This window comes from Brevibacterium epidermidis NBRC 14811, from assembly GCF_001570805.1.
GTDB classification, from domain to species: domain Bacteria; phylum Actinomycetota; class Actinomycetes; order Actinomycetales; family Brevibacteriaceae; genus Brevibacterium; species Brevibacterium epidermidis.
Genome location: NZ_BCSJ01000003.1, coordinates 416,744 through 433,550 on the forward strand (window position 1 = coordinate 416,744; position 16,807 = coordinate 433,550).

16 protein-coding genes are annotated in these 16,807 nt (G+C 66.7%); 5 read left to right on the forward strand and 11 right to left on the reverse strand.

From position 1 onward, the window contains the following. Positions 1 to 59: 59 nt before the first annotated feature. From BEP01S_RS03545 to BEP01S_RS03555, 3 genes are read right to left on the reverse strand one after another with little or no spacing between them, the layout of a single operon-like run. Positions 60 to 434, reverse strand: coding sequence for a hypothetical protein (locus BEP01S_RS03545; protein WP_062240601.1), 375 nt, complete (start codon positions 432 to 434; stop codon positions 60 to 62). Continuing rightward, entirely contained in the window at positions 431 to 1,543 is a 1,113-nt protein-coding gene (locus BEP01S_RS03550; protein ID WP_062240603.1) for a serine hydrolase domain-containing protein, read from the reverse strand. The genes BEP01S_RS03545 and BEP01S_RS03550 overlap by 4 nt, the downstream gene beginning before the upstream one ends. Positions 1,544 to 1,570: 27 nt before the next feature. Beyond that, the gene (locus BEP01S_RS03555) at positions 1,571 to 2,140 is read right to left on the reverse strand and encodes an ArsR/SmtB family transcription factor (protein ID WP_062240604.1); all 570 of its coding nucleotides are present in this window, start codon (positions 2,138 to 2,140) and stop codon (positions 1,571 to 1,573) included. Between the two features lie 124 nt (positions 2,141 to 2,264). Between BEP01S_RS03555 and BEP01S_RS03560 the strand changes: the two genes are divergently transcribed. After that, positions 2,265 to 3,110: an HdeD family acid-resistance protein gene (locus tag BEP01S_RS03560; protein ID WP_244882049.1), complete on the forward strand. Its 846-nt coding sequence runs from the start codon at positions 2,265 to 2,267 to the stop codon at positions 3,108 to 3,110. 35 nt (positions 3,111 to 3,145) lie between these two features. After that, positions 3,146 to 5,791 carry a trehalose-phosphatase gene (gene otsB, locus BEP01S_RS03565; protein ID WP_062240605.1) on the forward strand — a complete coding sequence of 882 codons (2,646 nt, stop codon included), beginning with the start codon at positions 3,146 to 3,148 and terminating at the stop codon, positions 5,789 to 5,791. Positions 5,792 to 5,801: 10 nt separating this feature from the next. Here the strand turns inward: otsB and BEP01S_RS03570 are convergent, their stop codons facing one another. After that, positions 5,802 to 6,254: a MaoC family dehydratase gene (locus tag BEP01S_RS03570; RefSeq protein WP_039211887.1), complete on the reverse strand. Its 453-nt coding sequence runs from the start codon at positions 6,252 to 6,254 to the stop codon at positions 5,802 to 5,804. A gap of 146 nt (positions 6,255 to 6,400) precedes the next feature. Between BEP01S_RS03570 and BEP01S_RS03575 the strand changes: the two genes are divergently transcribed. Then, a complete protein-coding gene (locus tag BEP01S_RS03575) occupies positions 6,401 to 6,928 on the forward strand; it encodes a DUF1990 domain-containing protein (protein ID WP_062240606.1) in 528 nt (175 codons plus the stop codon). A gap of 42 nt (positions 6,929 to 6,970) precedes the next feature. Here BEP01S_RS03575 and BEP01S_RS03580 read toward each other — a convergent pair whose 3' ends face one another. The 4 genes from BEP01S_RS03580 to BEP01S_RS03595 form a co-directional block, all read right to left on the reverse strand. Then, positions 6,971 to 8,029 carry a M15 family metallopeptidase gene (locus BEP01S_RS03580; RefSeq protein WP_039211892.1) on the reverse strand — a complete coding sequence of 353 codons (1,059 nt, stop codon included), beginning with the start codon at positions 8,027 to 8,029 and terminating at the stop codon, positions 6,971 to 6,973. A gap of 225 nt (positions 8,030 to 8,254) precedes the next feature. Further along, positions 8,255 to 9,541, reverse strand: coding sequence for a sensor histidine kinase (locus BEP01S_RS03585; protein WP_039211894.1), 1,287 nt, complete (start codon positions 9,539 to 9,541; stop codon positions 8,255 to 8,257). A gap of 4 nt (positions 9,542 to 9,545) precedes the next feature. After that, entirely contained in the window at positions 9,546 to 10,508 is a 963-nt protein-coding gene (locus BEP01S_RS03590; protein ID WP_062240608.1) for a response regulator transcription factor, read from the reverse strand. Continuing rightward, on the reverse strand, positions 10,508 to 11,269 hold the full coding sequence (locus BEP01S_RS03595; RefSeq protein WP_244882040.1) for a hypothetical protein: 762 nt from the start codon (positions 11,267 to 11,269) through the stop codon (positions 10,508 to 10,510). The genes BEP01S_RS03590 and BEP01S_RS03595 overlap by 1 nt, the downstream gene beginning before the upstream one ends. 260 nt (positions 11,270 to 11,529) lie before the next feature. Here BEP01S_RS03595 and BEP01S_RS03600 point away from each other — a divergent pair, with 260 nt between their 5' ends. Then, a complete protein-coding gene (locus BEP01S_RS03600) occupies positions 11,530 to 11,811 on the forward strand; it encodes a hypothetical protein (protein WP_062240609.1) in 282 nt (93 codons plus the stop codon). A gap of 110 nt (positions 11,812 to 11,921) precedes the next feature. On the opposite strand, the gene BEP01S_RS03605 is transcribed toward BEP01S_RS03600, so the two are convergent. From BEP01S_RS03605 to BEP01S_RS03615, 3 genes are all read right to left on the reverse strand, one after another. Then, the gene (locus BEP01S_RS03605; protein WP_062240610.1) at positions 11,922 to 14,228 is read right to left on the reverse strand and encodes a heavy metal translocating P-type ATPase; all 2,307 of its coding nucleotides are present in this window, start codon (positions 14,226 to 14,228) and stop codon (positions 11,922 to 11,924) included. Beyond that, positions 14,228 to 14,440: a heavy-metal-associated domain-containing protein gene (locus BEP01S_RS03610; RefSeq protein ID WP_062240611.1), complete on the reverse strand. Its 213-nt coding sequence runs from the start codon at positions 14,438 to 14,440 to the stop codon at positions 14,228 to 14,230. The genes BEP01S_RS03605 and BEP01S_RS03610 overlap by 1 nt, the downstream gene beginning before the upstream one ends. An 87-nt stretch (positions 14,441 to 14,527) precedes the next feature. Then, a complete protein-coding gene (locus BEP01S_RS03615; RefSeq protein ID WP_039211903.1) occupies positions 14,528 to 14,821 on the reverse strand; it encodes a metal-sensitive transcriptional regulator in 294 nt (97 codons plus the stop codon). A gap of 113 nt (positions 14,822 to 14,934) precedes the next feature. Between BEP01S_RS03615 and BEP01S_RS03620 the strand changes: the two genes are divergently transcribed. After that, positions 14,935 to 16,779 carry an MOSC domain-containing protein gene (locus BEP01S_RS03620; RefSeq protein WP_062240612.1) on the forward strand — a complete coding sequence of 615 codons (1,845 nt, stop codon included), beginning with the start codon at positions 14,935 to 14,937 and terminating at the stop codon, positions 16,777 to 16,779. Positions 16,780 to 16,807: the final 28 nt, after the last annotated feature.

Here is a 16,807-nt window from a genome sequence, read left to right on the forward strand (position 1 = left end):
CCGCTGCCGGCCTACGCAGCCCGCCGCGGTCGGCCGTTCGCGGAGCCGGGCACTCTCCGTCAGAGGAAGAGCCCGGGGAGGACGAGGGCGCCGGCGATGAGGAGCGCGAGCAGGGCGGAGAAGCCGAGCCCGCTTGCTTCATTCCGGCGTGATTTCCTATCGTCGGCCCGCCACGGCAGGTCCGACCAGGTCAGCGCGGCCCTGAAGACGGAGACGACGATGACGGCCATCCCTGCCAGCCAGACATAGATGAACCACTCGCTCCACCCGCCGAACGGTGTGATGAGGCGGATGAGCAGGACGAATACGACCGCCGTCACCATCCCCGAGAGCAGCCCGATCCGCGACGCCGCGCGGGGAGCTCGCCACGCGGTGAACGCGCCCCAGGCGACGATGAGTGCTCCGATGACGGTTGAGACGAGTTCGGGACTCATGAGCGTCCTCCCTTCGCTGAAGTTTCGGCCCCGACGAGTGCGGCGGCCGCGTCGACGTCATTGGCGGAGTCGTTGAGCACGATGATCCCGGCTCCGGACTTCGGGTCGAAGCCGAGGAACGACCGGTAGCCGCCGGTGCCGCCGTTGTGCCAAGTGATGGTCGAGTCGCCGTGCGTCGTCGTGAACCACGCCCAGCCGATGCGGTCATCCTCGAAATCGGCACGGGGTTCGGCCGCCTCGGCGCCGGGGGCGTTCCCGTCACGGACGGCCCGCAGCCAGATCGCCAGATCATGAGTCGTCGACCGGATCGCCCCGGCCGGAGCCGCACCACCGAGGGTCCACGGGGCGGCCGGCAGCCCCGATGCCGTGAACCCGTGGGACAGCCCATCGGCCGAGTCCGGGACGAACGTCTCCTTCATTCCCAGCGGCTCGGTGAGGCGGTCACGGACGAGCTCGGCATAGTTCTGCCCGGCCGCCTCGGCGAGTGCTTGGCCGAGAACGGCGAACCCGAAGTTCGAATACTCGGGCTCGGGTTCACCGACCTCCACGTCATCGAGGCTGGCCACGATGTCCCCGGCGTCCCCGCGATAGGGGTCGGTGTGGAGGTAGTTCGACAGCACGCTCATCACCCCGTCGCTGAAGCTCGGAGCGGGTTCCTGGGAGGGCAGACCGGAACGCTGCATCGCAATCGACTCGAGCGTCACCTCGGCGACCTTCCCCTCCAAATCAGGCCACACCTCGCCTAGGCGGGTGTCCGCCTCAACCTCGCCCCGGTCGATCGCATCGGCGAAGAGGGCGGCCGTGAACGTCTTCGTGATCGATCCGATCTCGAACTCCGTGTGCTCATCGGCTCCGGTGCCCGCGAAGGTCACCTCGTCACCGTTGACGCGAGCGGCGGCCACATGCTGCCAATGCTGACTGCCGAGCGCGTCCTCGAGCTCAGCCATCAGCTCGGCGTCACCCGTCGGCGCGCCTTGGAATCCGCGTGGCCACGGGGTGATTGCGGCAAGCACTGCGGCCGTGAGAGCGGCGGCAAGCAGGGCAATTCCCATTAGCCGAGGCGGTCGTCCGGCAGCCGCGGATGTGCGGTTGACGTCGATTTCGGTCATCGTTCCTCCTGTTGTTCAGGGGTGGAGTCAGTGCGTTCCGATGAGGACGAGGGTGAGCAGCGGAACGATCCGCTGAGCAGGCACACGCCAGTGCCCGCGGCGGGCGCTCTCGAGCCAACCGGCTCCGGCGAGGGCGTGGACGTGGTGGTAGATCTGCCCGGAGGTGCCGAAGCGCTCATCCTTGCCCAGCTCGGCCACGGTGCTCGTGCCCTCGTAGATCGCCTGGAGCAGCTGCAGGCGCACCGGGTGACCGAGGGCTGCCAACGATCCGGCCGCCTCGGCGAAATCGATCTGCGCCAGGCCCGCGCTGGACAGGCCCATCTGCCACGCCACGGGATCGGTGCCGCCCGGCGGAGTCGTGTACCCGGTGTAGGTGACTCCGCCCTCCCTGCCGAGGTGGTCGACGAGCCCATGCAGCGCCCAAAACGTCTCCGTGTCGCCCGGCAGGGCAGCCCCCGTTTCGTCGGACCGTGCTGGCGATTCCGCAGTACCGGACGTCGCGACGGTCTGCTGTGGCGCAACGGCCGCCGCCTCGAGCTCGGCGACGCGCTGTTCGAGAGCGGAGAGGCGTTCTTCGGCCGAAGGAATTGATTCCATACCTCGACAGTACAGTAAATACGTAATTACGTAAATACATGAAATGCACAGCGGTGTGGCGTACCCGACCCTGAGCCGACGCTGACCGGACAGACTCAGGCTGGCGACCTAGACTGGTGCCGTGATGAGTACCGAAGATCCGCGCACCGAATCCACACCCCCGCGAACCGAGGCCGCCCCGCAGGCCATTGCCGCAGCGAGCCGACTCGGCTGGCCCATGGTCGTGCGCGGAATCCTCGGCGTCGCCTTCGGCATCGTCACTGTCTTCTGGCCCCGCGATTCGAGCAATCCGCTGCAGCTGAGCATGCCGACCGAGGTCGTCGACCACCTCGCCATCGGCTACCTCATCCTCTTCGCCCTGGCTCTGGTCTTCCAGGCCGTACGCTCGCCGTTGAACGTGCGCACCGCGATCTTCGGTCAGGCCGTCATCGCGATCCCGGCCATCGTCTTCCTGTTCTTCGCCGACCACCCCGCCGAACTGCGTGCGGCCCTGAGCATCTGGGCCCTGCTGCACGGTGCCCTCGAATTCTGGGCCTACCGACAGCTGCGATCCCAGCCCATGGCCTCGGACTTCCTCATCGCCTCCGGAGTCCACGTCCTGCTCGGCATCATCCTCGTCTTCGGCGACGGCATGGAGGCCCTGTCGATCCTCGGCTTCACGGGAGCCGCGACCCTTATCGCTGGCGTGATCTTCATCATCGGCGGCTACTCCCGCCTGAGCAAGGGTCGCCAGCTGGCGAAGCTCGGTGCACTGCCTGAGCAGATCGACACCCCCGCCGAGGCGGCCGACCCCGCCGACGCTGCCCCCTCGGGGGCCGCTGACGCCACCGACGCTGCGAGCTCGTCCGCTGCCGCGGACACGCCCGACTCAACGGACCCCGACGGCGCGGCCGATCGCACGGCCGATTCCGGTGATCCGGACGATCCGGACGATCCGGACAGCGACACCCGCGTGACGAAAGAGCCCTGACCGGCACCCGAGCCAACCGAGACATCCGAGGTGAGATGAGCACTGTCGAGCACGAGAGCGCAACCGAATCCCGATTGGCCACCATTGCCGCCTCGGTGAGGTCCTCCGAATTATTGGGCGACTTGGCCGAAGCGAGCCGAGCACTCGACCCCGTCCTCTTCCGGCGCCTCTTCGCGCTCTCCCGTTCCCCATCCCTGCTGGTGGCGACCGACTACGACGGGACGATCGCCCCCATCGTCGACGTCCCCAGCCAAGCCTTTCCCTTGGAGAGCTCGGTCGACTCTCTGCGCGCGCTCGCCCTGCTGCCGTCCACCTCGGCGGGGGTGATCTCTGGTCGCAGCCTGCGCGACCTCGCGGCGATGTCGCGCCTGCCCCGGGAGGTCCACCTCTTCGGGTCTCACGGCGGTGAGACCGACACATTCACCATCGACACGCTCACCGAAGAGCAGCGGGCGGTCCTCGCCGACTTCCGCGCCGACCTCACCCGCGCCCTGCCGCGCGATGTCATCGAGCACAAGACCACCGGCGCGGCCGTGCACCTGCGCGGACTCGACGAGGCCGGCCGGCGGGAGATCGAAGCCGCTGTCGAGAAGCTCGCCGACGACCACCCGATCCACCCCACCCGCGGCAAGCAGGTCATCGACCTGTCCGTCGTACCGTCGTCGAAGGCCGACGCGCTGACCCGTCTGCGCAGCCAGACAGGGGCGGAAGCCGTCGTCTTCATCGGCGATGACACCGCCGACGAGTTCGCTCTCGAAACCCTCGGCGCCGATGACCTCGGGCTCAAGGTCGGAACTCAGACCGCACCAACTCACGCCGACTTCCGGCTGGACTCACCGGCCGAGGTCTCCACCGTCCTCAGTGCCCTGTTCGAGCTGCGCAAGTCCTGGCTCTTCGGCCGCCGCGCCACCCCGATCCAGCGGCACAGCCTCATCGGCAACGGACAGTCGACCGCGCTCATCGACCCCACCGGCAGCATCTGCTGGATGCCGCACCCGCTGCCGCATTCGGCGTCGATGTTCTCCGAGATCCTCGGCTCCGAGGCGGCAGGATTCTTCGCCGTGGCACCGGCCAACGGGGCCGCCCCGCTGACCCAGCGCTACCTCGGGAACTCGACCCTGCTCGAGACCCGGTGGGCCGGACTGAGCTGTGTCGACTACCTCGCTCCCGTCGACGGGCACAGCGATGACACGATCGTCGTCCGTGTGCTCACCGGCGACACCCCGACCCGCATCCGCTTCGCACCCAGGCTCGACTACGCCACGGTTCCCACCCGCATGACCCGGTCCGATGATGGTGTGGCGGTGCTCGGCACTGCCGAGCCGATCGAACTCCACGCCCCCGGAATCGACTTCGACATCATCGAGAACGGAGACTCCCACACTGCCGAGGCGACCGTCGTCCCCTCGCAGCAGTCCGGCGGATCCGTCGTCCTCGTCCTCGCCTGCGGATCGGGCACAGGAGATGCCGGATATATGGCCACCGGCGGCGAGCATCATGTGCGCGAACGCGCGCTGAATTTCTGGACGAACTGGGTCGACTCGCTCACCCTGCCCAGCCACCACCGTGAAGAGGTCATCCGCTCCGCGATCACCCTGCGCGCCCTGTGCCACGAACCCACCGGCGGAGTCCTCGCCGCCCCCACGACCTCCCTGCCCGAGGGCATCGGCGGTGTCCGCAACTGGGACTACCGGTACACGTGGCTGCGCGACGGGTCGATGACCGTTCGGGCCCTGCTGGCCCTCGGATCCACCGGTGAGGCCGAAGGTTTCCTCTCCTGGCTCTCCGGCATCCTCGAGCGAACGGTCTCTCCCGAGCAGCTTCATCCGCTCTACGCCGTCGACGGTTCGGCGCTGACTACCGAGGCGGTGCTCAACCACCTTCCCGGATACGCCGGATCACGGCCGGTGCGGGTCGGCAATGCCGCCGAACATCAGGTCCAACTGGACGTGTTCGGCCCGGTTACGGAGCTCCTCGACGAACTCAGCGACCACCTCGGCGAGCTGCCCGAGGACTATTGGACTCTCACCTGTCAGATGGTCGAAGCCGTGGGCAAACGGTGGTTCGAGGCCGATCACGGGATCTGGGAGGCCCGGCGTGCGCCGAAGCACAACGTGTACACGCGGGTGATGTGCTGGGTGACGGTCGATCGGGCGCTGCGGATCGCGGACCGGTTCGACCGGGAGCCGCCCGGTGCGTGGAGGCAGCTTCGTGAGGAGATCGCCCACGACGTGCTCACCAATGGCTTCAACGAGGAGGTCGGGGCGTTCACCGTCGCCTACGGTGAAACGGACCTGGACTCGGCGGCGCTGTTCGTCGGCCTCTCGGGGCTGCTCGACGCCGACGACCCGCGGTTCGTGTCCACCGTCGACGCGATCGAGCGCGAACTGCGCGTCGGCCCGACTGTCTTCCGCTACCGGTATGACGACGGGCTGCCCGGACTCGAGGGCGGATTCCACATCTGCACGACGTGGCTCATCGAAGCCTTCATCAAGGTCGGCCGCATCGACGATGCCTGGGATCTGTTCCGGCAGGTCGACGACCTGCTTGGACCCACCGGACTGCTGTCGGAGGAGTACGACCCCGTCGCCGAGATGCACTTGGGCAACCACCCGCAGGCGTACTCACACCTCGGCTACATCCGCGTCGCCCAGCAGCTCGACGCTCACCGCCCCAGCTGAGCGGCGAGCCTCACTCGACGAGGAGGGTGACCACCTCGGCGATGCAGGCAGGTCGTTCCTGGCCATCGATCTCGATTGTCTGCTTGAGGATGACCTGCGTGCCCTTCTCGCCGCGGATGACGTCCTTGACCTCGACCTTTCCGCGCAGTCGCGAGCCGACGACGACGGGCTGAAGGAAGCGGACCTTGTTGAGCCCGTAGTTGACGCGGATGGCCACGCCTTCGATGGTGAAGACCTCGGAGGAGAACTTCGGGATCAACGCGAGAGTGAAGAATCCGTGCACGATCGTCGCACCGTAGGGGCCCTCGGCTGCGCGCTCTTCGTCGACGTGGATCCACTGGTGGTCGCCGGTGACGTCGGCGAAGGCGTTGATGGCGTCCTGGTCCATCGTCAGCCACTCGGAGGAGCCGAGCTCCTGGCCGATGAGCGACTCGAACTCGTCGATGCCGTTGATTGTGCGCACGTGGTTCTCCTTTGATCCTGGCTCAGTCATTGAGCGGACATTCGATTGACGTCCGCTGTCCCTGGCATCATACGTGGCGGCCCGTCCGCCGTTGCAAGGCCGTCCGGACTGTGAGTCGCCCGGCCCGCGTCCGTTAGGTTGGAGGCATGGCCGAACATGCACAGGAACGTCCGGAGACGCTGACGCATCCCCTCTCGCCGAGGTGGCTGGAGCGTCCCGACGGATACCGTCACTTCGAATCCGCGTACTTCGTCGGCCGTGGCCGGGACACATTTGATCGTTGCGCCGAGGAGCTGCTGCACTGGGAGGTCAAGATCCGCAGCGGTTTCGACATCGGTGTGGATGGAAGCGGTGATCGGCCGCCTCGCGTGGAGCGGGGGCAGGAGCCGACGATCCGTGTGCGCCTCGGACCGTTCCGCCTTCCCGAGCCGTCTCGTGTCATCGACGTCTTCGAAACGGAGGACCGGTGCGGTTTCACCTACGGCACGAAGCCGGGACATCCGATCACAGGAGAGGAGTCCTTCATTCTCATCCGCACCGCCGATGACCGGGTGTTCCTGGTTCTGAGGTCGGTCTCGCGGGCAGGGATGGGAATCTGGCGACTTGGTGAGCCCTTCGCCCGGCTCGCACAGATCGTCTACCGGCGTCGCTACGGACGGGCCTTGCGCAGCTGATCCGGCAACGCTGAGGCGATTGCCGGACGGGCTGCTGTTCGGTCACTTGCCGGGGATCGAGCTCCGAGCAGGAGTGTATTCCCAGTGCCACGGCTCGTACATGCTCGCCTTGGCCCAGTCGGGGTTCTCCCAGCCGTATTCGTCACCGTGCTCGACGAGCCAGCCCCAGGCTCCCGTCTTGTTGGAGACTCCACCGCCCAAGTCGAGGGCGATTCCCCAACCGTGCAGTGAGGTTCCCGGCTTGGCCGACAGTCCCGGCTTCCGGCTGGCCACAGAGAGCTGGCCGGCCATGTCACGGTAGGAATCCGTGATCTCGAGTTCCTTGCCGGTGTCCTTCTTGTAGGCGGCATTCATCTTCGCGAAGGAGACGGCGGCATCTGCACGGAGTCGGTGGTCTTCCTTGCCGAGGTCGCACAGCCACTCATCGGGCAGCTCGCCGTTGCCGGCAGACTGATCGAAGTTCTGCTTCTCATCGCAACCGGGCAGAGCGCTCTTCTCAACCGCGCGAGAGGCGGCTTCGACCTTCTTCTGCTTAGCGCTCGGTACGCCGATCTCCATCGACGACTTGCCCTTGACCTCGGGAACGTCGGCGTTGACCTTCTCCGGGTTGATGGCGGCGGGTTCACTGGCGGCGGTCGGGTCGGTCTTGACCTCGGCACCTCCGCCGAGGTTGTTGACCAGCATGGTCACAGCAGTGGCGGCACCCGCCACGGAGACGGCAGCCAGGGTGGACACGGTCCGCAGCTTCCGCTTGCGCACGGACTTGAGCAGAGCACCATCGGACCCACGGCTCTCGGCGGCTCCTGCGCTGACCCGGCGGGCCGATGCAGAAGACGGTGAGCCGAAGGTCGCCGGGACTGCGGCGGCTTCACGGGCCATTGCGGCCCGACGCGGGGACGTCTGAGCCGCGCGGGCTTCGGCGGCCATCGCTGCGCGCCTGGGCGACAGGGTCTCCGTTGTGGAGTCAGCGGCTGCGGGGGCGGTCGGTGTCCCGGTGTCGCGCTTCGAGGTGTGTGCGCGAGAGAACGGGGACGATGAGCGACGCCTGTGCAGATCCCGTCGACGCACCTGTGGTTCCGTGGTCGATGATGACTCTGACATAACTCTCCGTGTGGTGTGACTCCGCGAAGACCGCCGAGGTGTCGACGACTTCAATGCAACATCACAAAAGTGTAACGGGAATATATAGAACCTGTCATATTTAAGTGATGAGTCGCACGCGAAGGCGGTCAGCCGACGCACAGGCCGGGTTCAGGGGAACCCGGGAAACTCGGCATCGTCCGAGGTCAGCGCCCTGACGTAAAACGGGGACCCGCCTCGGCGAGGTTATTCGGAATGACTCTCGATGTGCTGTCGGAGCGCGCGTTCCTGGGCTTCTTCGTCGGGGAAGACTACTTCGGTCCGGGCACCCCCTGTGACGGGATCGTTACTGAAGATCAGCTTGATGCCGAGCAGGCGAGCCTGCCCCTGTGCGATGACGAGGCCGAGGCCCATGCCGCCGCCGCCTGCGGAGACGAAGCGGGTCGGGCCGGTGTTGACGATGTCCGGCGGATAGCCGGAGCCGGAGTCGGTGACGACGATGCTGCGCGTGCTCGTCTCCAAGCGGATGGGATCCCCGCCGTGCTTGATCGCGTTGACGAGCAGGTTCGACACGATGCGCTCGAAACGGCGGACATCGGTGACCAGCGTCGAATTCAGCGCCGCCAGATGGGTGTCGATCTGGTGGCCGGCCAGGGCGCCGGAGGCCTCCATCGTGCCCAGCAGGGAACGGATCGCCTGATCGACGTCGACGCGGGTGAACTCGGGATTGGCGCGGCCGGCGTCGAGGCGGGAGACCTCGAGGAGATCCTCGACGAGGACCTGCATGCGCACGACCCGGTCCTTGACGAGTTCGGCGGGACGAGAATCCTCTTCGAGCAGGTTCGCGGCGTTGACCAGGCCGGTCAGCGGGGTGCGCATCTCGTGCGCGAGGTCGGCGGTGAAGCGCTGCTCGGAGTCGATGCGTTCGGTCAGTCGGGCCACCGCGGTGTCGACTGCCGTGGCGAAGGCCCACACCTCTTGGTCGGATTCGTCGATGACATCGGCGATGCGCGTGGTCGTGTCTCCCGCGGCGATCTTCCGGGCCGCCTGTGCACCGAGGGTCAGCCTGCGGGAGATGCGACCGGCGACGATCGAGCCGACGCCGCCGACGACGAGGGCGGATCCGATCATGCCGACCAGCAACGCCTGGTCGATGCGACCGATGAGCTCCTGGCTGTCCTTCGTCGAGGCTCGTACGGAGATCACCTGGGTGTGCGAGCCGATCTCGATCGGCGCCGCGGCCCATACGATCTCGTCACCGTCGATCTCGGAGCGGATCGTCACGCTCTGTCCCTTGAGCGCGGACTTGCGCGCCTCCTTGGGCAGCTGCGGATCATCGATACGGGCGTTGAGGGTGAGCACCCCGGTCTCGGAGAAGATGGCCGTCGCGTTCGTCAGCTGTTCGGTCACCGTCGACCGCATCCGGTCGTCCTCGGCTCGGGCCGCGGATTGGCGCAGCACGATCGAACACGACAGGACGGCGATGATCACCGAGGCGACGATGAGCAGAGAGATCTTCCAGCGCAGCGACATGCGATCAGCCTGCGAAGCGGTAACCGAATCCGCGAACGGTTTCGATCATGTTCGCCCCGATCTTCTTCCGCAGGCGCTGGATGTGGACGTCGACGACGCGGGAGTCGCCGGCCCATTCGTAGCCCCACACCGTGAACGCGATCTTCTCCCGCGAGTACACGTGCTCGGGCTGCTCGGTCAGCAGCAGGAGGACACGCAGTTCGGTCGGGGTGAGGTGGACTTCCTCCCCGTCGACCTCGACGGTGAGCCGTCCGGTGTCGAGGACGAGGGATCCCAGTCGTGTGCGGAACGGACCCAGCCCGCCGTTGGAGCCAGAGGACTCCGCGGCCACCGTGGGGGATCCGCTCGGACGGGGCGGAACCGCTCCGCCGATGGCCTCTTCGTCGTCGTCCGCCTCGGGGGCGGTGGTGAACTTCCCACCGGCACCGAGGTAGGTGTCATCGGATTCGAGCTGCGCTCGCAGTCGATCCCGAGTGTCCATTCCGGGGCTGGCGCCGAGGACCTCGGGGATGCCGTCCCCGGTGACCATGCCTCCGGGACCGATCACGGTTTCGTGATGCTCATCCGCCTCAGGTGAGGGGGAGTAGCCGAACCGGTCCGTGCCGGTGGTGATGAATCGGCGGACGACTGCGCGGATTCGGGCGTTGAGCACCTGCATGTCGAAGGGCTTGGTGAGGTAGTCGTCGGCTCCGGCTTCGAGAGCCTGGACGATGTCGATGGCATCGGAGCGAGCGGAGATGATGATGATCGGAATCGTCGAACGCTCGCGCACGGCACGGCAGATGGAGGCGCCGTTCATCGTCGGCAGCATGAGGTCCAGCAGCAGGACGTCGGCGCCGTTGGCGGAGACGAACTCGTACCCCTCACGGCCGTCGGCAAATGCCGAGACCGTGTAATCGAAGCGTTCGAGTCCGATCTGCGTCGTTTCGCGGATGACCTCGTCATCCTCGACCAGAACTATATGCATTACGTTTCTCCATTAAGCCGCGTGAAGCGTTGACCTGGTTCAAACCTACCGTCGTGCAGGCGATACACCTGCACCGACCAGCCGGAGGGGCAGCAGGCATCGTCCCCGTCGGCGAACATGGCCTCCTGCACCACCAGTGTCCCATTTCTGCCGGGGCTGACCTTGAGCTGATTGCCCGTGGCGATGAGTTCGAGGCGGGGCTCGCCGTCGTGTTCGCTGATGACCGCGCCGGCGATGGTCTCATCTCGCTGTTTGGGGTTGGCCACCGTGACCAGCTGGAACTTCTGTTTGCCGCTGAGGAACGGCGACGAGAACTTCAGGCAGTCCTTGCAGTCGGCGACGACCTTCGCCGTCTCCGTGGCGCTGCCGGTGACGGCGATTCCCGACGCGGATTCGATGGCCTTGCGGACCTCGTCGAGTGAGAACGGTTCGTTCGGCTCGCCGGCGGCCGCGGTGTTCGGGGCGAAGAGCGAGGGGGAGGGATTGCCTTCGGGCGAGACCTTGAGGCCGCGATCGGGTCCGCATGCTGTGACGGTGAAAGTCATGGCTGCCGCGAGGAGGAGCGCCGTGAAGCCGCGGACGGTGCGACGGGGGGATTTCGAGTGGGGGTTGACGAGGGGGCTGGGGCTGACTGCTGCGATGCGTGCAGAAGTGGCTGTCTGGGCAACGGCGTCTGCGCATGGTTCACGGCCAGGCGGGGCCTGGCTGGAGTGAAACGAGCACAGCGCCTCCTCGGAGGCGCGTCTGACGGTGACGGGCACACACTCATTTTTGCCTGTTCGGAGCCTGTAGTCCACCTGATCATCGGCTCAGGCGAGTCAGCGCCATCGTCGGATCGGCCGCTTGCCGTGTTCTCCGTTGATTTCAAGGCGTCTTGTAGCCACTACGGTGCTGTGGGGATGAGCGGTCGGTCAGGGCCGCCTCGGTGTCGGTGGGATCGAGGTTCCGGGTCGAGCCGGCTGGGTTTGATCTCGGCCACAGGATGGGTCGGCTCTCAGGTCCGACCGGTAGAATGAGGGGCATGGCGCCCACGAACACCCCGAAGAAGAAGTCCACAGGCGGCAAGCCCACCAGCACAGTGTCCTACAAGGACGCGATCAAGGTCGGCGCCGTCTGCGCAATCGTCACCCTCGTCCTCGCGATCATCGTCACCCGAGCGTGGCAGGACGGCCGTGCCTTCGGCTACGCCTTCGTCTACGCCGGAGCGGCATTCGTGGTGGTGTCAGGCTTCACGAGCTACCTCAACTGGATGATGCGCAAAGATACGCAGAACCAGAATCAGTCCTACCCAGTCATGCGGTAGATCGCTCCAGTCATCCGCTGAGGCATCAGACTCCGAAAGCGCCATAACGCCCTGCTCGTGCAGGGAGTTATGGCGCTTCTTTGTGAGCGATGCTCGCGGCCTCCGCGCGCTTACTTGAAACGCAGCAGCCGGAGGCTGTTGAGGACGACGAATACCGACGAGAACGCCATTGCGGCACCGGCGATCATCGGGTTGAGCAGTCCGAACGCCGCGATCGGGATCGCTGCGGTGTTGTAGGCGAAGGCCCAGAACAGGTTGCCCTTGATGAGCCCCAGGGTCCGGCGCGAGAGCCTGATCGCCTGCGGGATCTGCTGCGGATCGGACTTGACCATGGTGACGTCCGACGCCGCCATCGCCGCGTCCGTGCCCGACCCCATCGCGATGCCGAGATCCGCACCGGCCAGAGCCGCGGCGTCATTGACTCCGTCGCCGACCATGGCCACGGCCCGGCCTTGGCCCTGCAGTTCGCCGACCACGGAGACCTTGCCTTCCGGACGGACATCCGCGCGGACCTCGGTGATCCCGAGAGCCTCGGCGACCACCTCGGCGGCTTGAGCGTTGTCCCCGGTCAGCAGCACGGTGCTCAGTCCCAGCGAATGCAGTTCGGCGATCGCTGCCGCCGCCGTCGGCTTCGGCTCGTCGGAGACGAAGCTCAGTCCGCGGAACTGACCGTTGATCGCCAGCGCGACGATCGTGGCTCCGCGCGGCACGGAATCGGCCGCGAAGTCGACCGCGATTCCACGCTCCCGGAGCAGGTCGGGACGACCGGCGAGCACCTCGGTGCCGTCGATCGTGGCCCTCAGTCCGCCGCCCGCGATGTTCTCGAAATCCAAGACCGATGACCCGACCGCGGTTCCCATCGCCCTCGCCGAGGCGGCCCTGGCCGGTTCCTCGGCCGATCCCGTCGAATCGGGCTCAGTCGAGACGGACTCAGTTGGGACGGCTCCCGCCGAACTCGCCCCGACGATCTCGGGAGCGGCTGAGACGACGGCCCGGGCGATCGGATGTTCGCTGCGCGATTCCAATCGGGCCAGGACGTCGAAGTCCGCAGGCGAGAGCTCGGTTCCGGTCAGGCTCATCACGCCGGTGGTCAGGGTGCCTGTCTTGTCGAGGACGACCGTATCGATCGACCGCGTCGACTCCAGCGCCTCGGGTCCGGAGACGAGGATGCCCAGCTGGGATCCGCGCCCAGACGAGACAGCGAGGGCCGTCGGCGTGGCCAGACCCAAGGCACAGGGACAGGCGATAATGAGCACTGTGAGTGCCGCGTGCAGTCCCGCCGCCCAATCGCCGGTGACGAAGCCCCAGATGAGCAGGGTGATAGCGGCGATGCCGAAGACGATCGGCACGAATACCGCCGAGATCCGGTCGGCCAAACGCTGCACGGCGGGCTTGCCGGTCTGCGCGCGACTGACGAGATCGGCCATGGCTGCCAGCGTCGTATCCGCACCCACTCGGGTGGCACGGACCTCGAGCACACCGGAGGTGTTGATCGTGGCGCCGGTGACGGAATCGCCGGGAGCGACCTCGACCGGGACGGATTCGCCGGTGAGCATCGCTTCGTCGATGGCCGAATGACCGGTCAGCACCTCACCGTCGGTGGCGATCTTCTCGCCGGGGCGGACGAGGAAGACATCGTCGACGACCAACTCATCGATCGGCACCTGCACTTCGACACGGTCCCCGCTCGAAGGACCGGCCTCGCCCGCGCCAGCGCGCTCGCGCAGAACGGTCGCGGACTTCGCGCCGAGGTCGAGGAGTGCCTTGAGCGCGGCCGTCGCCCGGTTCTTCGCCCGATCTTCGGTGAGCTTGCCGATGAGCAGGAACACCGTGATCGCCGCGGCCGCCTCGAACCACACGTGGTAATCGCCTGGGATCGCCCAGCCATGGCCATCGGCGACGGCCCGGCCCAGCGTGAAGTAGGAGTACAGGCTCGCGACGGTGATGCCGACGCTGACCAGAGTGTCCATGGTCGTCGACCCACCGCGCGCGGCCTTGAACGCCGCCGAATGGAACGGCCACGCACCCCACGTGACGACGGGCAGGGCGAGGATCGCGACGATCCACTGCCAGCCGGTGAAGTGCCAGCTCATGACCATCGAGATCGCGACGATCGGCACCGCCAGGATGAGTGAGCCGATGAAGCGCGGCCGCAGATGGCGGGGATCGTAGTCGACGATCTCGGGGCCGTCGCCGCCTCCGCCGGGGCTGCGCACCGTGGCGCTGTAGCCGGCCTTCTCGACGGCGGCGGTGATGTCGTCGTCGCTGAGCTCGGAATCGATGATCACATGCGCGGTCTCCAGCGGCAGGTTGACCTCCGCGGTGACCCCGTCGAGGCGGGTGAGCTTCTTCTCGATCCGCGCCGAACACGACGCGCAGGTCATGCCCGTGATGTCGAGCTCGAGCTCGCGCGGCATCACTTCACCTCGTAGCCGGCCTCATCGACTGCGGCGCGGATCGCCGCGTCGTCGAGTGCGTCCGACGACGTGATCGTGACCGGGGAATCGCCGCCGGCGTTGAGGTCGACCGCGACCTCGGTCACGCCGTTCAGCGCGCCGAGCTCTTCCTTGACTGCGGCTTCGCAGTGTCCGCAGGTCATTCCCGAAACGGTGATGGTGGTGGTCGTCATCGTGCTCTCCTATCAGCTGTGAAAGTGTCCCGATGTCCGGGCCTCAGGCGTCGTCGCACCCCGAACGGGCGGACGCGGCCGACCGGCTCAGCTCTTGATGAGTCGGGAGATGGCGGCTGATGCCTCCTCGACCTTCTTCCGCGCTTCCTCTTCGTCGCCGGACCCGGCGGCGTCAACCACGCAGTGAGCGATGTGCTCTTCGAGGAGGTTGATGGAGACCGCGTGCAGCGCGGCTGTCGCGGCGGAGACCTGGGTGAGGATGTCGATGCAGTACTTATCGTCATCGATCATCTTCCCGATGCCGCGGACCTGACCTTCGATCCGCTTCATCCTCCGCGTGAGAGCGTCCTTCTGCGGGGTGTATCCATGTTGCTCAGTCATGGTCACACTGTATACCCCTATGGGGTATGAATCAAGATCGACCCTCGCCGAGGTGGCTGTGCGTTTGCTCTCACCTCGACCCTTCCGTGTCGCCCGGCTCCTACAATCGAATTATGCGTGCTGCCAGACTGTTCCGGTTCCCGGTCAAGGGATTCCCCGCCGAGGAGCTCACCGAGGCTCGGGTGGTCAGGGACCGCGGAATCCGCGGCGACCGGATCGCGGCGTTCACCAACGGCAGCCTCGACGTCCCCGCCGACGCCTGGCACTCGTACTCCGCCTTCACCGTGCTCAAGAACGACACCGACCTGCAGAAATGGCAGGTAGCAGCAACCCTCCCCGAGGCGACCGACACCGAATCCGCGATTGAGTCCGGTCCTGATGATCGGAACTCCACCGTCGAGGCGGCCGACCATGACTCCGCGACCGTGACCCTGACGGCTCCGACGGGGGAGTCGACGACCTTCTCCACGGGCGATGATCAGGGCAGAGCCGCCTCGGCGAGCTTCCTCTCTGAGCGCATACCCCCTCAGGGTACATTCCCGCGCTGCCTGGCCGTCGCCGATCAGGGGATGTTCGACTCGCAGCGCTCGGGGATCTCGCTCATCAACCCCGCCACGGTCGCCGCGATCGCCGAGACGGACGAAGGACGGGCAGCCCTCGGCACTGATAACGATGAACTCGATCCGCTGAGGTTCCGCGGCAATGTCCTCGTCGAGGGACTCGCGCCGTTCGAGGAATTCGCGCTCATCGGTTCGATCATCCGCCTCGGCGGGGTGCGCCTGGCGATCCGCTCGACGATCGAACGCTGTCCGGCGACCACCGTCAATCCGACCACCACCGAGGTCGACGTCAATGTGCCGCGGCTACTCAACTCCGCCTGCGGGCATCTGCACTGCGGAATCTACGGGCAGATCCTCGAGACCGGCGATGTCAGAGCCGGCGACGAGATCACCGTCGAAGGCCCAGCCCCGCGCGAACTCGTCAAGGTCGCGCGCACGCCGCGCTTCATGACCGTCGTCGGACGTCAGCAGATCTGCAACGACATTGTCGAGGTGTCCCTGCGCGACGACCTCGGCTGGATCCGCGAGTTCGACGAACCGGGCACGAACCTGCGCGTCCACCTCGACCTCGGCGCCCCGTTCTGGCGGACCTATACGATCACCGACGTCGACGACGACATCGTCCGCATCGCCGTGCGCACCCAGGGCAAGGGCTCCCGGGCTGTGGCCTCATTGGAAGAGGGACAGCGGATCCTCACCTCCGGCCCGCACGGAACGATGACCGCCTCCCGGGTCTTCGGCGGCACAACGGCGCTGATCACCGCGGGCATCGGCATTACTCCGAGCCTCGGACTGCTGCGCAGCGACGGTCTGGCCGACCTGCCCGCCACCGATCGGATCCGACTCTTCCATGTCGACCGCGACCACCGCACCGCGTGCCTGTGGAACCGACTGCAGGACCGAGCCCACTCGGGCGCCGTCCCCGTCGAGACCCACCACCGCGACACCGCGACGGCAGGCCGACCCGGACACCGGGACCTCGTCGACTGGGTGGCCGGCTGCGACAACGTCATGGTCTGCGGACCCCGCGACTTCACCGCGGCCGTGCTCGCCGCCGCCGATGAGGCCGGCGTTCCCGCCGTCCACCAGGAGACTTTCGCCTCCCCGAACACGGGAATGAGCGAGGCCATCGCCGCCTGTTCCCCCGCCGAGGTGACCCTGGAGAACTCGGGAACGAGCTTCGTCTGGCAACCGCAGGAAGGAACCCTGCTCGAATCCCTGGAAGCGCGCGGATTCCGGTCACCGAGCTCCTGCCGAGGCGGATCCTGCGGAACCTGCTCGGTGTCCCTGGTCGCCGGATCCGTGCTCTACCCGATCGAACCGGCCACCCGAGTCGAGAGCGACGAAGTGCTCGTATGCTCTGCGGTCCCCGCCGGGCCCATCAGTCTGGCTCTCTGAACCCGGCAGCCTGACCAAGCAGGCTAAC

What these genes read in the sequence shown, in the direction of transcription:
- BEP01S_RS03555 (WP_062240604.1), bottom strand. Translation starts at nt 2,140, where the DNA reads ATGGAATCAATTCCTTCGGCCGAAGAACGCCTCTCCGCTCTCGAACAG.
- BEP01S_RS03550 (WP_062240603.1), bottom strand. Translation starts at nt 1,543, where the DNA reads ATGACCGAAATCGACGTCAACCGCACATCCGCGGCTGCCGGACGACCG.
- BEP01S_RS03600 (WP_062240609.1), top strand. Translation starts at nt 11,530, where the DNA reads ATGGCGCCCACGAACACCCCGAAGAAGAAGTCCACAGGCGGCAAGCCC.
- BEP01S_RS03610 (WP_062240611.1), bottom strand. Translation starts at nt 14,440, where the DNA reads ATGACGACCACCACCATCACCGTTTCGGGAATGACCTGCGGACACTGC.
- BEP01S_RS03580 (WP_039211892.1), bottom strand. Translation starts at nt 8,029, where the DNA reads ATGTCAGAGTCATCATCGACCACGGAACCACAGGTGCGTCGACGGGAT.
- BEP01S_RS03590 (WP_062240608.1), bottom strand. Translation starts at nt 10,508, where the DNA reads ATGCATATAGTTCTGGTCGAGGATGACGAGGTCATCCGCGAAACGACG.
- BEP01S_RS03560 (WP_244882049.1), top strand. Translation starts at nt 2,265, where the DNA reads ATGAGTACCGAAGATCCGCGCACCGAATCCACACCCCCGCGAACCGAG.
- BEP01S_RS03585 (WP_039211894.1), bottom strand. Translation starts at nt 9,541, where the DNA reads ATGTCGCTGCGCTGGAAGATCTCTCTGCTCATCGTCGCCTCGGTGATC.
- BEP01S_RS03545 (WP_062240601.1), bottom strand. Translation starts at nt 434, where the DNA reads ATGAGTCCCGAACTCGTCTCAACCGTCATCGGAGCACTCATCGTCGCC.
- BEP01S_RS03575 (WP_062240606.1), top strand. Translation starts at nt 6,401, where the DNA reads ATGGCCGAACATGCACAGGAACGTCCGGAGACGCTGACGCATCCCCTC.
- otsB (WP_062240605.1), top strand. Translation starts at nt 3,146, where the DNA reads ATGAGCACTGTCGAGCACGAGAGCGCAACCGAATCCCGATTGGCCACC.
- BEP01S_RS03620 (WP_062240612.1), top strand. Translation starts at nt 14,935, where the DNA reads ATGCGTGCTGCCAGACTGTTCCGGTTCCCGGTCAAGGGATTCCCCGCC.
- BEP01S_RS03615 (WP_039211903.1), bottom strand. Translation starts at nt 14,821, where the DNA reads ATGACTGAGCAACATGGATACACCCCGCAGAAGGACGCTCTCACGCGG.
- BEP01S_RS03605 (WP_062240610.1), bottom strand. Translation starts at nt 14,228, where the DNA reads ATGCCGCGCGAGCTCGAGCTCGACATCACGGGCATGACCTGCGCGTCG.